The organism is Enterobacter sp. SA197, from assembly GCF_054131575.1.
Window position 1 is genome coordinate 938,795 of record NZ_CP096393.1, and the last position, 20,396, is coordinate 959,190.

Below are 20,396 nucleotides of genomic sequence, written 5' to 3' on the forward strand. Positions count from 1 at the left end.
CGTGATGAAGCCGGCAAGGACTCCCCGAAAATACAAAGCACCAACGCATTGGGCCGAACTGCCCAGAGGCGGTTATTATCGCGAAGCGCTGGAAAAGGAACTTAAGCCGTGGTTTGCAAAGATGTATGGCTTTCACCTGCTTAAGATTGGCAATCTCAGCGCGGAAATCAATGCCGAAAGTTGCGCTATTTCCCATCAGGTTAATGTTTCCCTCACTGGCGAACCTGCCCATGTTCGTGCAGATCCTTTGCATCTGCCGTTTGCGGCAAAATCTGTTGATGCTTGCCTGGTGGCACATGGACTGCCCTGGTGCCCGGATCCCCACCGTCTTTTACAGGAGGTGGATCGCGTTTTGATCGATGATGGTTGGCTGGTTATTAGCGGTTTTAACCCCGTGAGTTTACTGGGGGCAGGGAAGATGGTGCCATTTATCCGCCGTTCTCCTTCCGTCAGCAGCCGTATGTTTACTCTGATGCGCCAGATAGACTGGCTGTCGTTGTTAAACTTTGAGGTACTGCATTACAGCCGCTTTCATGTCCTCCCCTGGACAAAGCAGGGCGGCAGGTTGCTGGGCACTCACTTGCCGGCACTGGGCTGCATGCAGTTAATTGTTGCACGTAAGCGGACAATACCGCTTACGCCAACGCCGATGAAAAGACGCCGTAACACCTCCCAGGTGCGCCAGCCGGTGGGAGCGACGCGGCAAACACGTCAGCCCTGACCTTCCGTCTGATACCCGACGTCATCCTGCGTCGGGTGCATTGCCGCCGCGCGTGCCAGCTCATCGCAACGCTCATTTTCCGGGTGGCCCGCATGTCCTTTGACCCACTCCCAGCGTATCTGATGCTGACCCAGGGCTTTATCCAGGCGCTGCCAGAGATCCACATTCTTGACCGGCTTTTTCTCCGCTGTTTTCCAGCCGCGCTTTTTCCAGTTATGGATCCACTGGGTTATCCCCTGACGAACGTACTGACTGTCAGTACTGAGGATCACTTCACAATGTTCTTTTAGCGCCTCAAGCGCGACGATCGCTGCCATCAGCTCCATACGGTTATTGGTCGTGAGTCGATAACCCGTGCTGAACAACTTTTCCTTACCGCGATAACGTAAAATCGCGCCATACCCACCAGGTCCTGGATTACCCAGACAAGAACCATCGGTGAAAATTTCTACCTGCTTAAGCATCTCTGGTAGACTTCCTGTATTAGAAATCGATATGTAAAACGATAAGTCTGACATAAATGACCGCTATGAGCACTGCAATTACACGCCAGATCGTTCTTGATACCGAAACCACCGGTATGAACCAAATCGGTGCCCACTATGAAGGGCATAAAGTCATTGAGATTGGCGCCGTTGAGGTGATCAACCGTCGCCTGACGGGCAACAATTACCATATTTACCTCAAACCCGATCGTCTCATTGATCCAGAGGCCTTTGGCGTACACGGTATAGCCGATGAGTTTTTGCTCGATAAGCCCCTTTTCGGGGACATTGCAGACGATTTTATTGAATATATCCGTGGTGCTGAACTTATTATTCATAACGCATCGTTCGATATCGGCTTTCTCGACTACGAGTTCAGCAAGTTAAATCGCGATATACCGAAGACCAGCTCCTTCTGTAAGGTGACGGACAGCCTCGCCCTTGCCCGTAAGATGTTTCCGGGCAAACGTAACAGTCTGGACGCGCTCTGCTCCCGCTATGAAATAGACAACAGCAAACGTACCCTTCACGGCGCGTTACTTGACTCCCAGATTCTGGCGGATGTCTACCTTGCCATGACCGGCGGGCAAACCCTGATGTCATTTTCGATGGAGGGAGAAGGGCAACAGCAGGGTGATGTGGGGGGCATTCAGCGCGTTGTCCGCCAGGCAAGTAAGTTAAAGGTCATTTTAGCCAGTGACAACGAACTGGTGGACCATGAGTCGCGTCTTGACCTCGTGCAGAAAAAAGGCGGAAGCTGCCTCTGGCGCGCGTAACCTCTTCACTTATGTCGGAAAAATAGACCGTTGGGTGATTTTTGCAGCAAACGATGCAAATCCTCAGAAAAAGCGTTGACGGCCCTGAACACAATACGTAATATGCGCCTCGTTCCCCAACGGGAACATCGCGGAGCGGTAGTTCAGTCGGTTAGAATACCTGCCTGTCACGCAGGGGGTCGCGGGTTCGAGTCCCGTCCGTTCCGCCAACATTTTGTTCAGATGTTTCTGACGTCTGATAAGTAAAAAAACCGCAGCGTTGCAAAACGATGCGGTTTTTTGCTTTTCCAGCCCGTGCAGTTATTCATAATCCATCTCAAATTCTACTGCTGAATTAGCGGTGCCGCCGGTAATAGTTCCGGTGCGGATATAGCGTGCCTTCATCGGAATAATGTAACTACCGCCTGTCGCCTGAACATAATCCAGGTATTCTATTTTTGTGTTAAAAGGCACCAGCGTTTCATCGTTATAAAGCATTTGAATGCCGACGCCGGTCGCGCCCGAATCGGCAGTCAGCGTCAGATACCTGCTGGTGCCAGTGCCAGCCAGATATATCCCCGGCGCGGGTTTAAAAGTATAACTCACCGAATTTAAATTCTTCGGGCAATCATTCATGGTGAAATTAAACGCGGTTGACGCACTGGTGGACCCCACGGTGGGGAACGCCTGGCTTTTATGTTTATTCAGGTTAACGGTGATATTCGGTGTTTCGCAGCCCGTGTAATCAAAAGTCGCTTTACCCTTTATTGTCATCCTGGCATAGGTCAAACCTTCAGCCACCGTCGATATATAAGAATTGCCCCACGCGACCAGTTCCGTATCAAGGTTTACTTCTCCTGGCGTAACCGGACCTGTCACATAATATTGCAGATAAACGCTTTTAATTCCTCGCGCAACATCCGTTGCAACCCCCGTAGAGCTGAGCGTCTCATACCATGCCGTGGGAGTATTTAACTGATCGCTGAGCTCATATGTGCCTCTGAATTCAGACCAGATTTTGACCCCAATGCCGGGCAGGTTCGTCGGATAGACCTTCGGGATCGAGGTTTCTGTCCCCGGAGAAACCAGAGCCAGCATCATGTAGTAATAGTTGTCAGCGTTGGGTGTACAGCGAGTGATGGTAGTCGACCCATTAGGCACGGCAATTTTGCTGCCCAATGCTGTTCCGGGGGGAGCATTATGGGGAAGAGGAATCGATACATCGGCAAGTGACAGGGTATTAATGGCAACGGAGTTACCGGGTTTAAATTCACACCCGGCCCGGCTTTGCAGGCTGGCAATCAACAGGCCACAGGTTAATGCCAGTAAAAAAGCGTGTTTTCCCTCAGGCATGCTGACGTGCCCACAAGATAAAGCGTGCGTGACCTTACAGGCTGAAAGAGGCTTCATGCCGCTCAAATCCGCCATAGTCGTTAATCGTAGTCATGACTATTTTCCTGACATCCGCCTGCGCTGTAAGCGGCACGGAAAACTGTTTTTTTCCCTTTGCCGGACACATACCACGTATCGGCTTTATAGGGCGCTCTTCTTTTGCATACAGGTGAAGGTCGTTAAAAGAGATATTCCAGGCTGAAGGGTTTTCGCACTCCAGCGCATAGCCTCCTTCGACCGCTACCCTTCTCCAGCGCAGGGCGGAGACGGCTTTATCAGGGGTTCCCTGCAACCCTTGAGGGCGGTAAAACAGTTTTAATCGTGAGCGTACTGAAATTTGTACGTTATTCTGGCCGGAGTGAGCATTCCCGGTGGGTTTGGGCTGCAGCTCAAGAAGGTTGATCCAGAAAACCGATTCACGATCCTGGGGGAGCGCAGGGCCAACAAAGCGCACGCGCAGTTTGCGCCCATAAGCGGGATCAATGCGGAAAATAGGAGGAACGATGAGAAAAGGGGTGGCGCCCGGCTTTTCTCTGCTGACCGCGCCACCATCATCAATCCATGCCTGAATTAAGCGAGGGGTCGGAGCATTATTAGTAATACCTAAAAGCACTTCCTTTTTTTCGGCAGGATAGATAAGCCGCGTTTTATCAAGCTTAATACCGGCGAATACGGCAGTGCTAAAAAAGAGAGTAGATACAAAAAAGCAACGAAGCAGAATGTCCATATTCAGCGTTCCTTTTAAGATAAGGGCTCATTCATAATTTGCATGAATATTTTGTGCTTCAATAAATACGCCTGGGGAATAGTCGTGGTGTACCCTTTGGCTCAGGGGGGAAGTGTACTAAATCTCATTGAGCATTCCAATTGTTTAGCTTTGACCCGCGCTGGGGGCATTTTGCAGGCTAACTATAATTTACTGATAATTTTATTTATTTATTATTTGCGCTTTTATATTTTTATGCTTCATGCGGCACAACAGCATGCATTTATGCATTTTATGGCTCAACCATAGATAATTTATATTGCATGCACAATCACACTCACCTCTCTCAGGCCCGGACGCCTGTCCGGGCCTTTTGGCCTTTACTCTTTCACCGTGGCCCGGCGCGGCACAAACCCTTCGCTTACCCCTTCACGCTCGTGGCGTGCGATCCAGCGGTAGCTGACGCCGCCGAGGAAGACGCCAATAAACCAGCTAAAGTTCGCCAGTTCATGCATCGACGGAATAAAGCTAATGATCAGGCACGCAGCAACCGAAGGAATGAGGGCGGCAACGGCTTTCGGGTTAATGCCATTTTTATACCAGTAACGCCCGGTCGGTGAGACGGTAAACAGATCGTCGACAAACACCTTCCCACGTTTAATCAGATAGAAATCTGCCAGCAGGATGCCGAATAACGGTCCGATAAAGGAACCCAGTACATCCAGCGTGTAATGAATTAATTCCGGTGACTGGAAGAGGTTCCACGGCGTCAGCAACACGGAACCCACTGCGGCTATCATCCCGCCGGTGCGGAAGCTAATTTTCTGGGGCGAGCAGTTAGAAAAATCGAATGCCGGCGAGACAAAGTTCGCCACGATGTTGATACCAATGGTGGCGATGATCATGGTCAGCAACCCGATCGCCATTGCCAGGCTGTTGCCCACGTGGCTTACCGTTTCGATAGGATCGGTGATCATCTTACCGAACAGCGACTGCGTACCGGAGACGATCACCACCGTGACGATAGAAAAGAGCAGGAAGTTAAACGGCAGGCCCCAGCGGTTACCCCGGCGGATTTCCGACATGCTTTTACCGTAACGAGAAAAATCGCCAAAGTTGAGCAGCGGGCCGGAGAAGTAGGAGACCACCAGTGCGGTAGCGGTGAGCATCTGCCAGGCCTGCTCGCCGGTGGTCAGGGCTTTGCTGGCAAGGGTAAAAGAGATGCCATCAAAACCGGTTTGCGACAAAATCCACACCGCCAGCGCCAGCATCACTACATAGACCGCCGGACCTGCGACATCAATAAAGCGCTTGATGGCGCTCATCCCGTGCCAGAACACCAGCGCCTGCAGCACCCACATAATGCCAAAGCAGATCCACCCCAGATATGACAGGCCGAGAAAATGGCCCTCGGTCATTGGCGCTAAACCCGGCCAGAATTTTAACGCCACCAGCATCAGGGCGTTGGCTGCCAGATAGGTTTGTATGCCATACCAGGCGAACGCTATCAGGCCACGAATCACGGCCGGAATATTGGCCCCAAATACGCCAAATGCCTGACGGCAGATAACCGCATAAGGTACGCCAGCCATCTGGCTGGGTCTGGCGACCAGGTTGGCGCACAACTGCACAATGCAGATCCCCAGCAACAGGCAGAGCAGCACCTGCCAGCTGGCAAGGCCCAGGGCGAAGAAGCTCGCGGCCACCACGTAGCCGCCCATGCTATGCACATCTGACATCCAGAAAGAGAAGATGTTGTACCACGTCCAGTTCTGATCGCGCGTGGGGGCGAGGTCATTGTTAGTGAGTCTTGGGCTATAGCTGTCTTTATAAGTTGGTTCGAGATTTGGCATGGAATCTGCTCCTCTGAATACAGATAGCGACGTTATGTCTGCCATCATGAGTTGCATGAACCAGGCCAGTTTTTAATTTCATGTATACAAAATAGATTAATGATGTATACAAAAAGATAAGTAAAACATAACCAAGGAATTTCAGAATGAAGCAGCAGGCGGGGCTTCAGGCCCCAGCAGATCTGGAAGACAAAGAACATTTCATCTGGCAGTCGTTGCTGACGGCCATTGTTGAGCATCAGCTACCGCCGGGCAGTAAACTCCCTGAAGAGGCCCTGGCGGAGGTATTTGGCGTCAGCCGCACCGGGATCCGTAAAGTGTTAACACGCCTTGCTACGGTGCAAATGATCACCCTCACGCCCAGACGTGGTGCATTTGTTGCAAAACCTGATATCGAAGAGTCCACCTCAATCTTTGCCACCCGCAAAATGATCGAATGCGCCAACCTGCCGCAGGTACTGGCACATTTACAGCCGCCGCACCTGGCGGGACTGGAGAAAATTATCGTTCAGGAAGAAGAGGCGCATCATAAGCACGACGGTGCTGCAGCGATCCGCCACTCTGCGGCGTTCCACATTCAGCTGCAGGCTATCTCAGGTAATGCCGTGGTGACGGATATCGTTACTACGCTTGCCCAGCGCTCTTCGCTGGTAATCGCTGCCTGGGGCGCGCCCTGGCAGCAGGGATGCCGCTGTGATGATCATGACAGGCTTATTGAACTGCTGCGTAAAAAAGAGCTAACGGCGCTCACGCACGCCCTGTCGCATCACTTTGATCACATTGTCTCCAGCCTCAGCTTTGAGCGTGGGGGGGAGGTCCTTCCCGACTTTGCGCGTCTGTTTGGCGCAGCAGGAGAACAGTCATGACGTCCCTCTGTATACAAGTTATTAATCCGAATACCAGCCCGGAGATGACCCACACCATTGCCAGTGCGGCCCGCAGCGTCGCGGCGCCTGGCACCACTATTCTGGCGAGCTGCCCGACGCAGGGGGTGGAATCTATTGAGGGTCATTTTGATGAAGCCATCGCTGCTATTGGCGTACTGGAACAGATAAAGCATGGCAAAGCCCAGGGAGCGCAGGGGCATATCATTGCCTGCTTTGGCGATCCGGGTTTGCTGGCCGCACGCGAAGTGGCAAGCGGGCCAGTGGTGGGTATAGCAGAAGCGGCAATGCATGTGGCTACCCTGGTGGCGACACGCTTTTCTATTGTCACCACGCTGCCGCGCACGCTGATTATCGCCCGTCATTTACTGCAGCAGTACGGTTTTGAACACCACTGCGCGGCGCTGCATGCGATCGATTTACCGGTACTGGCACTGGAAGATGGCACGGGTCTTGCTCAACAAAAGGTACGCGAGCGTTGTATACAAGCCAGACGGGAAGACAATAGCGGTGCGATTGTTCTCGGTTGCGGTGGTATGGCGAACCTGGCGCAGGAGCTGACACGGGAGCTTGGCATACCGGTCATCGACGGCGTCACGGCGGCGGTGAAGATGGTGGAGTCTCTCATCGGGCTGGGGCTTGGCACCAGTAAATATGGCGACCTCGCGTATCCCAATAAAAAGCCGCTCTCAGGATGCTTTGAAATGCTGAGCTGAGTGCGGCCCCAAACAGAGGTCGAATCAGCATGCATGTGACAACGGACAAGCCACACTGGCACTTTAACGCGAACTACCCGCGCGATCTGGCAGGGTACGCCGGAAACCCTCCCCATGCGCAGTGGCCCGGCGGGGCGCGTATTGCCGTACAGTTTGTCCTTAATTTCGAAGAGGGCGGTGAGAACCATGTGTTGCATGGTGACGCCGGTTCTGAGCAGTTTCTGTCAGACATCATTGGCGCCGCCAGTTACCCGGCGGTGCATATGTCGATGGATTCGCTATATGAATATGGCTCACGGGCCGGGTTCTGGCGCATCCACAATGAATTCCGCAAGCGCGGTTTGCCGCTCACGGTATTTGGGGTGGCGATGGCGCTGGCGCGCAATCCTGCCATCGTAGAGGCCATCAGCGCAGCGGATTACGATGTGGTCAGCCACGGCTGGCGCTGGATCCACTATCAGAATCTTGATATCCGGACCGAGCGTCAGCATATGCAACAGGCGCTGGAGATCCTGACCACCCTGTTCGGCACCACGCCGCTCGGTTGGTACACCGGACGTGATAGCCCTAACACCCGTAAGCTGGTGGTAGAGCAGGGCGGTCTGCTGTATGACAGTGACTACTACGGTGACGATCTGCCCTTCTGGACCACGGTCGATCAAAAGCCGCATCTGATAGTGCCTTATACCCTCGATGCCAACGACATGCGCTTCGCCACCGCACAGGGGTTTAACACCGCGGAGCAGTTTTATACCTATCTGAAAGACAGTTTTGATGTGCTCTACGAAGAGGGAGAAACCGCACCAAAGATGATGTCGGTGGGCATGCATTGTCGTCTGCTGGGGCGTCCCGGAAGATTCAGAGCGTTACAGCGTTTTCTTGACTATGTGCAAGGGCATAAAGGGGTTTGGATCTGCCGCCGCCAGGATATCGCTGAGCACTGGATGAAGGTGCATCCTTATACTGCGGTATGATTTTTGACCCTCACCCCGGCCCTCTCCCTGGAAGGGAGAGGGAGAGAGGCGATCCGGTGCACGGATGTCAGAAAGTGCAGAACAGCCCAACCACCGGATTTCGCTCGATCGATCCTTTCGTCCCTCTGGGTGAAGATCATCCCAACCGCCTGATTTCGCCCGATGGATCCTTTGGTCCCTCTGGGTGAAGATCAGCCCAACCGCCTGATTTCGCCCGATCTATCCTTTCGTCCCTCTGGGTGAAGATCAGCCCAACCGCCTGATTTTGCTCGATCAATCCTTTCGTCCCTTTGGGTGAAGATCGGCCCAACCGCCTGATTTTGCTCGATCAATCCCCTCGCCCCTTTGGGGAGAGGGTTAGGGTGAGGGGATAAATCCGTCTTACCCCATCAAACTCACATGCGCCGCCACAATGCGCCAGCCGTAGGGAAACTTTACCCAGGTCTGCATCTGGCGACCCACGCGCTCGCTGTTCTCCCAGGTAAACTCGGTGCTCGCCACCGCCATATCCTCGCCGAAGGTGGTGATTGTGGTATTGCGCAGTAGCCTGTCGAGCCCGGCCGCCGGACGCGCATTACGAAATTCCCGAATCGCCTCGATGCCGTAGAGATTTTCCGTTGCTCCATAGCGCACCGTGCGGGTATCGGCCCAGAACAGCTCATCGAGCACCTCCACATCATTCGTAATCAGCGCCTGCTCGTAGCGGTAAAATGCGGCGGTGACGTCATTCAACACGGCGGGGCGGTCAATATGTTCTTTGTTCATCATGCTTCCTGTGAGTAAAGAATGCCCGCCTGCTCCAGTCGCCAGGCGGCCTGTAAACAGCGCGACTCCTGCCAGGGGGCGGCAATTATTTGTACGCCAATGGGTAACCCCGAGGTGGTGGTTACTGGCACCGTCACCACCGGCAGGCCCAGAAACGAAACCGGCTGTGTCAGCATACCCATGTTGGCTTTAACCGGCAGGTCGGTATTATTGATGCGCATAGTCTGCACGCCGACAGGGGTGGCGCTACACGGTGTGGCGGGCGCCAGCAGCAGATCGACCTCCTCAAACAGCGGCAGAGTGGTATCTCGAAACCAGGCGCGAAAACGCTGGGCCTGGGTGTACCAGGCTGAAGGGGTCATGGCGCCGGCGAGCAGACGTTCACGTGAGTGTGGCTCAAATTGCGCAGCCTCGGTGCGCAGTGCGGGTAGATAGTGGTTTCCGCCTTCGGCGGCAGAAAGCAAAAACGCCGCATTGCGGGCCAGTTCCGCCTCCGGTAACGTCAGCGTCTGCCCAGCGCCCAGCGCCCAGCGCCCGCGCGACGGTGCAGACGGCCTGGCGGGCATCCGCATCGCACCAGGTCGAAAAATACCCCTCCAGTACCGCGGCTCGCAACGGCCTTTTCTCTGCCAGCACGGGAACGGTAGCAGCAAGGGGCTGCGCTGACTGCCAGTTGTCTTCAGCATCATGGCCTTGCAGGGCATCGTACACGCAGGCCAGATCCCCTACGCTACGCGCCAGCGGCCCGATATGATCCAGACTGGCGACAAACGGGTGGCTGCCTGAGCGGGATAAACACCCGAAGGTAGGCTTAAGCCCCAGAATGCCGCACAGCGAGGCGGGGACACGCACAGAACCATTCGTGTCCGTACCGAGGGAAAAATTCACCATTCCGGCCGCCACAGCAGCCGCTGAGCCACCGGACGAACCGCCTGCGACCCGTGAGGTGTCTCGTGGGTTGCGGGTTGCTCCATAATGGCTGTTTTCAGTGGTAAAACCGTAAGCATACGCATCCATATTCAGCGTGCCGGCCAGCATCGCCCCCGCCTGCCTGAGCTTACGCAGGGCAAAGGCATCTTGCAGCGCCGGTGGTCGGGTACTGAACAGTTTCGCCCCGACAAGGGTCGTCACGCCCTCCACATCAAACAAATTTTTGACAGCATAGGGCACCCCAGCCAGCGGGGGGAGTACATCCCCCCGTGCCAGACGGGCATCAGTCTCTGCGGCTTCACGCAACATGCGCGTGCCGGTCACTCCCGTAAAGGCGTTGATAAGTGGATTATCCCGCTCAATATGTGCCAGCGACTGCTGCGCCAGTTCACGGGCGCTGAAGATTTTCGCCCGCAGCCCTTGCTGAATTTCCTGTATGGACAGCGTCATAGTCGATACTCTCCCGCCCCTTCCTGCCGATGCGGCAGAGGAAAGGCCATTAGCGGTGCCGCCATTGCGGCGACGCGCGTCAGTTGTACCTCCAGCTCAGCACGGCGGTCATCATCCAGCGGCACTGCCAGCAGTTGTTCCATCAGCCGGATATAGGTCGGCCAGTCAAACGTCGTCTCACTCATGTTTGTTCCTTAAAAACCAGCGGCACTGCCGTTACTGCGTGGATCGAATGCGCCTTCAAGCATGCCATCAGGATGGCGGACAATGGCCCCGGCATGGCCGGTCGCTTCACTCAGGCCCGGCAGCCGCTCGACATCGTGCCCGAGCGCCATCAGGGCGTTACAGGTCTCTTCGCTGAACCCGCCCTCAAGCTTCAGGCTGTCGGTGGCCTGACCCCAGGTGCGTCCCAGCAGCCAGCGCGGGGCACTGACCGCCTGCTGCAAAGGCATGTTCTGTATTACATGGCGGGTAAAAATGGCGGCCTGGGTTTGCGGCTGACCGTCGCCCCCCATGGTGCCGTAGACCATAGTGCGGCCATCTTTCAGGCGTGCGGCGGCGGGGTTCAGAGTATGGAAAGGCTGTTTGCCTGGCATCAGGGTGAGCAGGTGATCCGGGTCGAGGCTAAAGGCCGCTCCCCGGTTCTGCAGCAGGACGCCGCTTTCCGGCAGCACGACGCCGCTGCCAAACTCATGGTAAATACTCTGGATAAACGACACCGCCAGCCCGTTTTTATCCACCACGCCCATCCAGACGGTATCGCCGGGGCCTTTGCCTTTGCCCCAGGTCGCAGCGCGGGAGTCATCAATGCCGGCGGCCAGGGTTTCCAGTGGGGCCTGCTCCAGCAGGCTTTGCACCGGCAGGGTGACATGACGAGGATCGGTGATGTAGCGGTCACGCAGGCCGAAGGCTTTTTTAGTGGCCTCCACAATGCGATGGATGGTCTGAACTTCGGTGGCCTGCGCCATCCCCAGAAAGTCGGTAATGCCAAGGATCGCCAGCGAGACCAGTCCCTGCGTCGGCGGCGTCATATTGAAAACCTCACCCAGACTATGGGCCAGGCGTAGCGGCACGCGGCGGTGAGCACGGTGCGCCGCGAAATCAGCTGCGGTCAGCGGCACGCCGAGTTTACGCATCCCGGCGGCAAGCTCTTCTGCGAGGGGCCCGCGATAAAAACTGTCCAGCCCGTCGGTAGCGAGCCGCGTAAGAGTGCGGGCCAGCTGCGGCTGGTAAAAACGGCTGCCCGTCTGCGGCACGTTACCTTCTACCAGAAAGGTATCGGCAAAACCGGGAATATCGACCAGTTCAGGGTATTTGCTTTGCGTGGCATGGGCCTGAGAGTGGGTGACCGGGATACCGTCACTGGCGTACCGAATAGCATCCGCCAGCAGGCGCGACAGCGGCAACTGCCCGCCGCCGAGGGAAACGGAAACCTTAAGCGCCTCATCCCAGCCGCTGAGCGTGCCCGGCACAGTGAGCGCCGCCAGCGGGCCACGATGCGGAATATGTGCATGCCCGGCATATAAATCGGGTGTTGCCTGCTGCCCGGCGGCGCCGCTGGCGTCAATTGCCAGGGGTTCTCCTTCCGGTGGAACGATAAGCCAGAACCCATCGCCGCCGATCCCGTTCATGTGAGGGTAGACCACCGCAATGGTAGAGGCAGCGGCCACCATCGCTTCAATGGCGTCGCCGCCGTGGCGCAGCACCGATAATGCCGACTCGCTGGCAAGATGGTGGGGCGTTACGGCCATTCCGGATGGGGCCATATTACTTTGCATCGTCACGCTCTCTTATTCGGTTCAGTGAGAGAGTTAAGCAAGAGCCGTTCCAGATTGACGGTAAGTGATTCACTATGTCAGCTTAGAATGAAACGAAAGTTGCAGGAGGGGCTATGCAGCAGTTAGATGCGCGCTTGCGCGAGTGTTACAGCGAATTATCACCACAGGAACAACGGGTTGCCGCATTCATCATGGATCATTTTGACGATCTGGTGAGTTATAACAGCGCGGAGCTGGCGCGCCTGAGCGGGGTATCAAAGGCCACCGTTAGCCGTCTGTTCAGGCGGCTGGGTTATGATCGTTTCAAAGCGATGCGCGACGAGCTACGCACCCTGCGCCAGAGCGGGATGCCGCTTACTGATAACCGCGACGCGGTTCAGGGCAATACGCTGCTGGCACGTCACTACAAACAGGAGATGGCAAACCTCACGCACTGGGTTAATGCCCTGAATGCCGGGCAATTTAGCGAAGTGGTGCAAGCCCTGGGGGAGGCGCGGCGGGTGTTTATACTCGGCCTGCGTAACAGCGCCCCGGTTGCGCTACATCTGCGCCAGCAGCTGATGCAAAGCCGTGGGCAGGTCTACGTTATGCCTCAGCCAGGACAGACGCTGGCGGAAGAGCTGGTGGATATCACCCCAGCGGATCTGGTGGTCGTGGTGGCCTTCCGGCGTCGGCCACGGGTGATCCGTCCGGTACTTGAGGCGCTGCAACAGCAGGGGGTGCCGGTTGTCGCCATCAGCGAGCCGCAGGCCGCTGGCATCAACAGCCTGGCTCGTTGGCACCTGGGCGTGCCGCTTGACAGCGTCTCTGCCTTTGATAGCTATAGCGGGGCCATGAGTCTGGTGAATCTGCTGGCCAATGCGTTGCTTCATCATGCCCTGTCGCAAGGGCGTCAGCGCATCCACCAGATTTCCGCATTGTATACAACGCTCGATGAACTGGAACAGCGCTAGCGCACCGCAATGGTGCCGTTGCACCTGGCCGGTGCCGCTTTCTGGCGCAACAGAGGGCGAGTAACCGGCAGATAAAAAGCGCGATCACCCTTGATCCTCAGGCTGGTATCACTCCTGCGCGTGTGGCACATTAGTTGCAGAAAATAATTTAAAGAACTTTTTGTTTCACGATAACCGCTTTTGTATACCAAAGGACGCGTCTATGTTTGATTCACAGCACTCTTTGCAGATAAACCCGCCGCACCGCCTGCTGATGGGGCCTGGTCCGATCAATGCTGATCCACGTGTTCTGCGCGCTATGGCAAGCCAGCTGGTAGGGCAATATGATCCGGTAATGACCGGCTACATGAATGAAGTGATGGATCTCTACCGTGGCGTTTTCCGCACCCGGAACCGCTGGACGATGCTGGTGGATGGCACCTCGCGTGCCGGGATCGAAGCCGTGCTTGTCTCTGCTATCCGCCCCGGTGATAAAGTGCTGGTGCCGGTCTTTGGGCGTTTCGGGCATCTGTTATGTGAAATCGCCCGTCGCTGCCGCGCCGAAGTCCACACCATCGAGGTGCCGTGGGGCGAGGTCTTTACCCCGGATCACATTGAAGATGCCATCAAAAAAGTGAAACCACGCCTGCTATTAACGGTGCAGGGCGATACCTCTACCACCATGCTGCAACCGCTTGAACAGCTCGGCGATATTTGCCGTCGCTATGACGTGCTCTTCTACACCGATGCGACCGCGTCGCTGGGTGGAAACGTGCTGGAAACGGATGCCTGGGGGCTGGATGCGGTTTCAGCCGGGCTACAAAAATGCCTGGGTGGACCATCCGGTAGCGCTCCCATTACGCTCAGCCCGCAAATGGAAGCGGCGATCCGCGCCCGCAAATGTGTCGAGCAGGGGATCCGTACCGACACTCATCACGACGGCGATGACGAGATGATCTACTCGAACTATTTCGATCTCGGCATGGTGATGGACTACTGGGGGCCGGAGCGTCTGAACCACCACACCGAAGCTACCAGCATGCTTTTTGCCGCCCGCGAATGCGCCCGCATTATGCTGGAAGAGGGGATGGACGCGCTGATTGCCCGCCACGCGCTGCATGGTCGCGCTCTGCTGGCCGGTATCCAGGGTATGGGCCTTGACGTGTTCGGCGACATTCGCCACAAAATGAACAACGTGCTCGGCGTGGTTATCCCGTCTGCTGTTCACGGCGAAGAGGTGCGTAAGCGCCTGCTGGACGATTTCCACATTGAGATTGGGACGTCGTTTGGCCCGCTACAGGGCAAAATCTGGCGCATCGGTACTATGGGCTACAACGCCCGCAAAGACTGCGTACTGCAAACCCTGACCGCACTTGAAGCGGTGCTCAATCGCCTCGGCTTTTGTACCGTGCAGGGTGAAGGGATGCAGGCGGCATGGAACGTCTACGAAGGGGCCGTGTGATGATGACCGCCGAGGAGGCTGAGCGCGCCGCGCAGCGGGTGATGGCGCGTTGTGATGCGCTGGCCGACATCAGTGAAACGCCAGGCCTGCTCACTCGCGTGTACCTTTCCCCGGAGCATATGCGCGCCAACGCGTTAGTGGCGCGGTGGATGGAAGAGGCAGGCATGCTCACCTGGCAGGATGCGGTGGGTAATATCTGCGGGCGCTACGAGGCCGCTTGCGACGGCGCACCTGCCGTGCTGCTGGGTTCGCATCTCGACACCGTGCGTAATGCCGGGCGCTATGATGGCATGCTCGGAGTGCTGGCCGCAATTGAGGTGGTAGACAGTCTCCATCGGCAGGATCTGCGTGGCGCGCAGGCCGTGGAAATTGTCGGCTTTGCCGATGAAGAAGGCACGCGGTTTAATATCACCCTGCTGGGTAGCCGTGGCCTCACCGGCAGTTGGCCTGCGGGCTGGCTGGAATGTCAGGATGCCCGGGGCATAAGCGTGGCGCAGGCGATGGTCAACGTCGGGCTGGACCCGGCACGTCTGGCGACAGCAGAGCGAAACGCCGAAGCATTCTCCGCTTACCTTGAGCTGCACATTGAACAGGGACCAGTGCTGGAGCAGGAAGCGTTGCCGCTTGGCGTGGTCACCGCCATTAACGGCGCACGCAGGCTGACATGTCGTTTCACCGGCGAGGCCGGACATGCGGGGACGGTGCCGATGCGTCATCGCCGGGATGCCCTGGCAGCCGCCGCGCACTGGATGACCGTCGTGGAGCAAAGAACGCGGGAATCTGGTCCTGAGCAGGTAGCGACGGTCGGGACACTGCAATGTGAACCCGGTGCGGTGAACGTGATCCCAGGTGCGGTAACGCTGACGCTGGATATTCGTAGTCCTGATGACGAGCGGCGCGAGGTGTTACTGACCGCGTTGCTCGACGAAGCACAGGGCATTGCTGCTGAACGTGGTCTCTCCTTCAGCCATGAGATTTTCTATTCGATTCCCGCCACGCCCTGTGATGCAGCACTGCGCGAGATGCTGGCAGAGGCGGTTAACGCCGTGCAGGGGCGTGCGCTGTTGTTGCCAAGCGGAGCGGGGCATGACGCCATCGCGATGGCCGAACGCTGGCCATCGGCCATGCTGTTTGTGCGCTGCGACAGAGGCATCAGTCATCACCCGGCTGAACGTGTGCAGATAGAAGATGTGGCAAAAGCGCTACAGGCTTACAGTGCGGCGGTGCGCAATCTGGCTGAGTGCGGTGCAGTCTGAGGCCCTCACCCACAGCGAGAGGGAGAAAAGCGGCAGCCCGCACACTACAGTTCCCTCTCCCTCTGGGCTGAAGAATCCCCAAAAAAAATGCGAGCACGATCGATCCCCTCGCCCCTATGGGGAGAGGGTGAGGGTGAGGGGAAACCTCATCCGATCGTAAACGGATCAGCATCCTGCCAGGCGGGGAACTTCTCGCGGTACTCTTTCAGCGACGCCAGCGACAGCTCGGCGTCAATACGCGTCGCCTGATGCGGCTCAGCGGTGGCAATGACTTCACCCTGTGGGTTAATCACCCGGCTGTCGCCACGATAGTGGTGCCCGTTACCATCAGTCCCCACACGATTACACCCGGCCACATACGCCTGGTTTTCTATCGCACGGGCCACCAGCAACGACTGCCAGTGCAGTGAACGCGGCGCTGGCCAGTTGGCCACATACAGCGCCAGATCGTAATCATTGCGATTGCGCGACCAGACCGGGAAACGCAGGTCATAACAGACCAGTGGCAAGATACGCCAGCCACGCCATTCAAATACCACGCGCGCGTTGCCGGCTTCGTAGTGATGATGCTCATCGGCCATGCGGAAGAGGTGGCGCTTATCGTAGAAATGAACCTGACCCTCAGGCTCGACCAGCAGGAAACGGTTAACCGCACCGCGCTCGCTTTGCAGAGCGGCGCTGCCCGCAATCAGCGCATTGGTCTGCCGGGCTTTGGCTTGCATCCAGGCCACCACATCCTGCTCAGGCAGAGACTGTTTTGCCGCTTCCATAGCAAAGCCCGTGGTAAACATCTCTGGCAGGATGATGACATCACGCCCGGTAATCTCTTCCAGTTGACGATCGAAGTGGCGCAAGTTCGCCGGACCATCCATCCAGACCAGCGGTTGTTGTAGTAACGTTAATTTAAAACCCGGCATGATTAAGCTCTCCTGAAACAGCATTTTTACACTGTAGCATGAGAAAATGGGGGGCTGGGGGAATAAAAAAACCCCGCACGAGGCGGGGTGTGGGTTCATCAGCGGTTTCAAGCCGCCTGTGGCTTACGCAGGTTTTCCGCAGGCTTTACCGGCCGTGTGGCCAGCTCCTCCGGCTCAAAATCATCCACATTGATGCTACGCAGACGGCTGATTTCGGCTTTATGCAGAATGTCGGCTTCATCCTGATTGATAAGCCCGCCTGCCAGCGCCTCTTTTGCCAGCGCATCGAGACGTGTAAACGGCAGGTTTTTCCCCAGCTCTTTACAGATACGCTGGTGAATCGGGTCAGCGGCCATCACATCCAGCAGTGCCTCTTCCAGCAGGCCGACCGGGTTATGTTCGCTTGGTGCCAGATACTGACCGCGACCAATACGCGAGCGGGTCGCGCACGGCGTTTGCAGAATTTTCGCTACCTGATGGTCCAGATTATCGGACGGCGCAAGGTAGTGACGCCCGGTAGGGAAAATCATCGCCCGTAGCAGGCCCGCGACAATGCGGTTCGGGAAGTTCGCCAGCAGATCATCTATCGCTTGTTCAGCTTTATAGAGCGCATCCTGCACGCCCCAGTGCACCAGCGGCAGATCCATCTCGTTGCGTCCTTCGTCATCATAGCGTTTCAGAACGGCTGAGGCGAGGAAGGTCTGGCTCAGAATGTCACCCAGACGGGCCGAAATGCGTTCACGACGCTTCAGGCTACCGCCCAGCACCGCCATCGACACGTCAGACAACAACGCCAGGTTGGCACTCAGGCGGTTCAGATGCTGATAGTAACGTTTGGTGGCGTCATGGGTTGGCGTGGCGCTGGAGAGCCCGCGAGTCAGGCCCAGCCAGAAGCTGCGCACGGTGTTGCTACCGACATGACCAATGTGTTTAAACAGCAGCCTATCAAAGGCATTCACATCGTTGGTTTGTGCGGCAGCCATCTCTTCAAGCACATAGGGATGGCAACGAATCGCCCCCTGACCGAAGATCATCATGCTGCGGGTCAGGATGTTCGCCCCTTCGACGGTAATGGCGATAGGCGATCCCTGGTAGGCACGCGCAAGGAAGTTACCTTCACCAAGCATGATGCCTTTCCCGCCTGCGATATCCATCGCATCAATGATGGATTGCTGTCCCCGGTGGGTACAGTGATACTTCACGATAGCGGAGAGCACCGCCGGTTTTTCACCGAGCATAATGCCGTAGGTGATAAGCGACGCGGCGGCATCCATGACATAAGCATTCCCCCCGATGCGCGCCAGCGGCTCTTCAATCCCTTCCATCTTGCCGATAGCCACTTTGAACTGACGGCGGATATGGGCATAAGCACCAATCCCCAGTGCCACAGATTTCAGGCCGCCTGTTGAGTTAGACGGCAGCGTAATGCCGCGGCCAACCGAGAGACATTCAACCAGCATACGCCAGCCCTGACCGGCCATTTTCGGGCCGCCAATAATGTAATCAATCGGCACGAAGATATCCTGCCCGCGCGTCGGGCCGTTCTGGAAGGGCACGTTAAGCGGGAAGTGACGACGACCGATCTCCACGCCAGGCGTGCTGGTAGGGATGAGAGCACAGGTAATGCCGAGCTCTTGCTCACCGCCCAACAGTTTGTCCGGGTCGGAAAGTTTAAAGGCCAGTCCCAGCACCGTCGCGATAGGTGCCAGCGTAATGTAACGCTTGTTCCAGGTCAGGCGCATACCCAGCACCTGCTCACCCTGCCAGTCGCCCATACAGACGACGCCGGTATCCGGGATTGCACCGGCATCAGAACCGGCCTCCGGGCTGGTCAGCGCGAAGCAGGGGATCTCCTGCCCACGGGCCAGACGCGGCAGATAATGATCTTTTTGCTCCTGCGTGCCGTAGTGTTGCAGCAGTTCGCCCGGCCCTAAAGAGTTCGGCACCCCTACGGTAATAGCCAGAATGCCGGAGACGCCGGAGAGTTTTTGCAGTACGCGAGACTGGGCATAGGCCGAGAATTCCAGCCCGCCGTACTCTTTTTTGATGATCATCGCGAAGAAGCGATGCTCTTTCAGGAAGGCCCACAGTTCCGGTGGCAAATCCGCCATCTCATGGGTTATCTGGAAGTCATTTGCCATACGGCAGGCTTCTTCTACCGGATCATCAATAAAGGCCTGCTCTTCCGCCGTGAGGCGCGGTTGGGGGTAGTTATGCAGCTTTTTCCAGTCCGGGTTACCACGGAACAGGTCACCTTCCCACCAGGTAGTGCCCGCATCAATGGCTTCTTTTTCGGTGCGGGACATCGGCGGCATGACTTTACGGAAGCCACGGAACACCGGGGAGGAAATCAGTGATTTGCGCATTGAAGTGACGTTGAACGGCACAAGGATAATGGCCAGCGGCACCAGTACCCAGATTGACCACAGGCCGGACGCACCGAGAAGGGCAGTCCATGCCAGCAGGATTGCGCTGCTGAGCAGCAAATTAACCCGGTGGTAAAACAGCACCCCGAGCAGAACGATTGTTGCGAGAAGACTCAAAATCATCATAGAGAAAAGCTCCCTGGCTTGTAGGAGGTCTGACCACTTGTGATGATATGGTTTTAGTGGATGTTATTTCTTTTAGCAATGCGTTTACAAAATAATTACAACCTGGTTCACATTGTTGAGGTGAATAGTGGCACGAATAACGAAAACACCGGGTGATAAGTATGGCTTTAGCTTCTCGCTACTGATCCTATCCGGTAAACTGCGCTCGAGAATTTACATTCATACTGCTTACTGAAGGATCTCCTCATGTACCAGGATTTGATTCGTAACGAATTAAACGAAGCCGCCGAGACGCTGGCTAACTTCCTCAAAGATGACGCCAATATTCATGCTATCCAGCGTGCGGCGGTGCTGCTGGCAGACAGCTTTAAAGCCGGCGGCAAAGTGCTCTCCTGTGGTAACGGTGGTTCACACTGCGATGCCATGCACTTCGCCGAAGAGTTAACCGGTCGTTACCGCGAGAACCGTCCTGGCTATCCGGGTATCGCCATTTCTGACGTCAGCCATCTCTCCTGCGTAAGTAACGACTTTGGCTACGATCACGTCTTCTCGCGTTATGTTGAAGCGGTCGGTCGTCAGGGCGATGTGCTGCTTGGGATCTCCACCTCCGGTAATTCGGCCAACGTTATTAAAGCGATTGACGCGGCGCGCGCGCAGGGCATGAAAGTCATCACCCTGACCGGGAAAGACGGTGGGAAAATGGCGGGCAGCGCGGATGTCGAGATCCGTGTGCCGCATTTTGGTTATGCTGACCGCATCCAGGAAATTCACATTAAAGTGATTCATATCCTGATCCTGCTTATCGAAAAAGAGATGGAAAAAGCCTGAGAAGGCCAGGTTATCTGCCCGTTTGCAACGGTCGTTCGCG

Annotated in this window: 17 protein-coding genes, 1 tRNA gene and 2 pseudogenes; 10 read left to right on the forward strand and 10 right to left on the reverse strand. The window is 56.3% G+C overall.

What is annotated here, in order from left to right; translation table 11 throughout:
* Positions 1–4: 4 nt before the first annotated feature.
* Complete coding sequence (locus tag M1D91_RS04265; protein WP_437433179.1) at positions 5–721, forward strand: class I SAM-dependent methyltransferase; 717 nt, start codon at positions 5–7, stop codon at positions 719–721.
* Here M1D91_RS04265 and rnhA read toward each other — a convergent pair.
* Positions 712–1,297, reverse strand: a pseudogene (gene rnhA, locus M1D91_RS04270) (ribonuclease HI). The gene M1D91_RS04265 and the pseudogene rnhA sit on opposite strands and share 10 nt — an antisense overlap.
* Here rnhA and dnaQ point away from each other — a divergent pair.
* Complete coding sequence (dnaQ, locus tag M1D91_RS04275; protein WP_437433178.1) at positions 1,251–1,982, forward strand: DNA polymerase III subunit epsilon; 732 nt, start codon at positions 1,251–1,253, stop codon at positions 1,980–1,982. The pseudogene rnhA and the gene dnaQ overlap by 47 nt on opposite strands.
* Positions 1,983–2,114: 132 nt before the next feature.
* A tRNA-Asp gene (locus M1D91_RS04280) sits at positions 2,115–2,191 on the forward strand.
* A 91-nt stretch (positions 2,192–2,282) separates the two neighbouring features.
* On the opposite strand, the gene M1D91_RS04285 is transcribed toward M1D91_RS04280, so the two are convergent.
* From M1D91_RS04285 to M1D91_RS04295, 3 genes are all read right to left on the reverse strand, one after another.
* On the reverse strand, positions 2,283–3,266 hold the full coding sequence (locus M1D91_RS04285; RefSeq protein WP_437433177.1) for a fimbrial protein: 984 nt from the start codon (positions 3,264–3,266) through the stop codon (positions 2,283–2,285).
* 82 nt (positions 3,267–3,348) lie between these two features.
* Positions 3,349–4,080 (reverse strand): fimbrial biogenesis chaperone, encoded by a 732-nt coding sequence (locus tag M1D91_RS04290; RefSeq protein ID WP_437433176.1) that lies wholly within the window; start codon positions 4,078–4,080, stop codon positions 3,349–3,351.
* Between the two features lie 359 nt (positions 4,081–4,439).
* Positions 4,440–5,912, reverse strand: coding sequence for an NCS1 family nucleobase:cation symporter-1 (locus M1D91_RS04295; protein ID WP_437433175.1), 1,473 nt, complete (start codon positions 5,910–5,912; stop codon positions 4,440–4,442).
* Between the two features lie 146 nt (positions 5,913–6,058).
* Here M1D91_RS04295 and M1D91_RS04300 point away from each other — a divergent pair, with 146 nt between their 5' ends.
* Genes M1D91_RS04300 through puuE form a run of 3 tightly spaced genes read left to right on the forward strand, consistent with a single transcriptional unit; the run spans position 6,059 to position 8,486 of the window.
* Entirely contained in the window at positions 6,059–6,778 is a 720-nt protein-coding gene (locus M1D91_RS04300) for a GntR family transcriptional regulator (protein ID WP_437433174.1), read from the forward strand.
* Positions 6,775–7,512: an aspartate/glutamate racemase family protein gene (locus tag M1D91_RS04305; protein WP_437433173.1), complete on the forward strand. Its 738-nt coding sequence runs from the start codon at positions 6,775–6,777 to the stop codon at positions 7,510–7,512. The genes M1D91_RS04300 and M1D91_RS04305 overlap by 4 nt, the downstream gene beginning before the upstream one ends.
* A 29-nt stretch (positions 7,513–7,541) precedes the next feature.
* Positions 7,542–8,486, forward strand: a complete 945-nt coding sequence (puuE, locus tag M1D91_RS04310) for an allantoinase PuuE (RefSeq protein WP_437433172.1) — start codon at positions 7,542–7,544, stop codon at positions 8,484–8,486.
* 381 nt (positions 8,487–8,867) lie between these two features.
* Here puuE and hpxZ read toward each other — a convergent pair whose 3' ends face one another.
* The 4 genes and pseudogenes from hpxZ to M1D91_RS04330 form a co-directional block, all read right to left on the reverse strand.
* The gene (gene hpxZ / locus M1D91_RS04315; protein ID WP_437433186.1) at positions 8,868–9,251 is read right to left on the reverse strand and encodes an oxalurate catabolism protein HpxZ; all 384 of its coding nucleotides are present in this window, start codon (positions 9,249–9,251) and stop codon (positions 8,868–8,870) included.
* Positions 9,251–10,631: pseudogene (locus M1D91_RS04320) on the reverse strand (AtzE family amidohydrolase). Before M1D91_RS04320 ends, hpxZ begins: the two are co-directional and overlap by 1 nt.
* Positions 10,628–10,816, reverse strand: coding sequence for an oxalurate catabolism protein HpxX (gene hpxX / locus M1D91_RS04325; RefSeq protein ID WP_437433171.1), 189 nt, complete (start codon positions 10,814–10,816; stop codon positions 10,628–10,630). The pseudogene M1D91_RS04320 and the gene hpxX overlap by 4 nt, the downstream one beginning before the upstream one ends.
* Before the next feature lie 9 nt (positions 10,817–10,825).
* Positions 10,826–12,409 carry a gamma-glutamyltransferase family protein gene (locus tag M1D91_RS04330; RefSeq protein ID WP_437433170.1) on the reverse strand — a complete coding sequence of 528 codons (1,584 nt, stop codon included), beginning with the start codon at positions 12,407–12,409 and terminating at the stop codon, positions 10,826–10,828.
* Positions 12,410–12,522: 113 nt separating this feature from the next.
* On the opposite strand from M1D91_RS04330, the gene M1D91_RS04335 reads away from it, so the two are divergent.
* The 3 genes from M1D91_RS04335 (at position 12,523) to hpxK (ending at position 16,059) form a co-directional block, all read left to right on the forward strand.
* Complete coding sequence (locus M1D91_RS04335; protein ID WP_437433169.1) at positions 12,523–13,362, forward strand: MurR/RpiR family transcriptional regulator; 840 nt, start codon at positions 12,523–12,525, stop codon at positions 13,360–13,362.
* A gap of 202 nt (positions 13,363–13,564) precedes the next feature.
* Positions 13,565–14,803 carry a pyridoxal-phosphate-dependent aminotransferase family protein gene (locus M1D91_RS04340; protein WP_437433168.1) on the forward strand — a complete coding sequence of 413 codons (1,239 nt, stop codon included), beginning with the start codon at positions 13,565–13,567 and terminating at the stop codon, positions 14,801–14,803.
* Complete coding sequence (gene hpxK / locus M1D91_RS04345; RefSeq protein ID WP_437433167.1) at positions 14,803–16,059, forward strand: allantoate amidohydrolase; 1,257 nt, start codon at positions 14,803–14,805, stop codon at positions 16,057–16,059. The genes M1D91_RS04340 and hpxK overlap by 1 nt, the downstream gene beginning before the upstream one ends.
* 146 nt (positions 16,060–16,205) lie before the next feature.
* Here the strand turns inward: hpxK and M1D91_RS04350 are convergent, their stop codons facing one another.
* Positions 16,206–16,976, reverse strand: coding sequence for an amidohydrolase (locus M1D91_RS04350; protein ID WP_437433166.1), 771 nt, complete (start codon positions 16,974–16,976; stop codon positions 16,206–16,208).
* A 107-nt stretch (positions 16,977–17,083) separates the two neighbouring features.
* Positions 17,084–19,528: an acyl-CoA dehydrogenase FadE gene (gene fadE / locus M1D91_RS04355; protein WP_437433165.1), complete on the reverse strand. Its 2,445-nt coding sequence runs from the start codon at positions 19,526–19,528 to the stop codon at positions 17,084–17,086.
* A gap of 246 nt (positions 19,529–19,774) precedes the next feature.
* On the opposite strand from fadE, the gene lpcA reads away from it, so the two are divergent.
* Positions 19,775–20,356, forward strand: a complete 582-nt coding sequence (lpcA, locus tag M1D91_RS04360) for a D-sedoheptulose 7-phosphate isomerase (protein ID WP_437433164.1) — start codon at positions 19,775–19,777, stop codon at positions 20,354–20,356.
* Positions 20,357–20,396: the final 40 nt, after the last annotated feature.

Coding starts and splice junctions, on each gene's coding strand:
- M1D91_RS04265 (WP_437433179.1), top strand. CDS start 5: ATGAAGCCGGCAAGGACTCCCCGAAAATACAAAGCACCAACGCATTGG.
- dnaQ (WP_437433178.1), top strand. CDS start 1,251: ATGAGCACTGCAATTACACGCCAGATCGTTCTTGATACCGAAACCACC.
- M1D91_RS04290 (WP_437433176.1), bottom strand. CDS start 4,080: ATGGACATTCTGCTTCGTTGCTTTTTTGTATCTACTCTCTTTTTTAGC.
- M1D91_RS04295 (WP_437433175.1), bottom strand. CDS start 5,912: ATGCCAAATCTCGAACCAACTTATAAAGACAGCTATAGCCCAAGACTC.
- M1D91_RS04300 (WP_437433174.1), top strand. CDS start 6,059: ATGAAGCAGCAGGCGGGGCTTCAGGCCCCAGCAGATCTGGAAGACAAA.
- M1D91_RS04305 (WP_437433173.1), top strand. CDS start 6,775: ATGACGTCCCTCTGTATACAAGTTATTAATCCGAATACCAGCCCGGAG.
- puuE (WP_437433172.1), top strand. CDS start 7,542: ATGCATGTGACAACGGACAAGCCACACTGGCACTTTAACGCGAACTAC.
- hpxZ (WP_437433186.1), bottom strand. CDS start 9,251: ATGAACAAAGAACATATTGACCGCCCCGCCGTGTTGAATGACGTCACC.
- hpxX (WP_437433171.1), bottom strand. CDS start 10,816: ATGAGTGAGACGACGTTTGACTGGCCGACCTATATCCGGCTGATGGAA.
- M1D91_RS04330 (WP_437433170.1), bottom strand. CDS start 12,409: ATGCAAAGTAATATGGCCCCATCCGGAATGGCCGTAACGCCCCACCAT.
- M1D91_RS04335 (WP_437433169.1), top strand. CDS start 12,523: ATGCAGCAGTTAGATGCGCGCTTGCGCGAGTGTTACAGCGAATTATCA.
- M1D91_RS04340 (WP_437433168.1), top strand. CDS start 13,565: ATGTTTGATTCACAGCACTCTTTGCAGATAAACCCGCCGCACCGCCTG.
- hpxK (WP_437433167.1), top strand. CDS start 14,803: ATGATGACCGCCGAGGAGGCTGAGCGCGCCGCGCAGCGGGTGATGGCG.
- M1D91_RS04350 (WP_437433166.1), bottom strand. CDS start 16,976: ATGCCGGGTTTTAAATTAACGTTACTACAACAACCGCTGGTCTGGATG.
- fadE (WP_437433165.1), bottom strand. CDS start 19,528: ATGATGATTTTGAGTCTTCTCGCAACAATCGTTCTGCTCGGGGTGCTG.
- lpcA (WP_437433164.1), top strand. CDS start 19,775: ATGTACCAGGATTTGATTCGTAACGAATTAAACGAAGCCGCCGAGACG.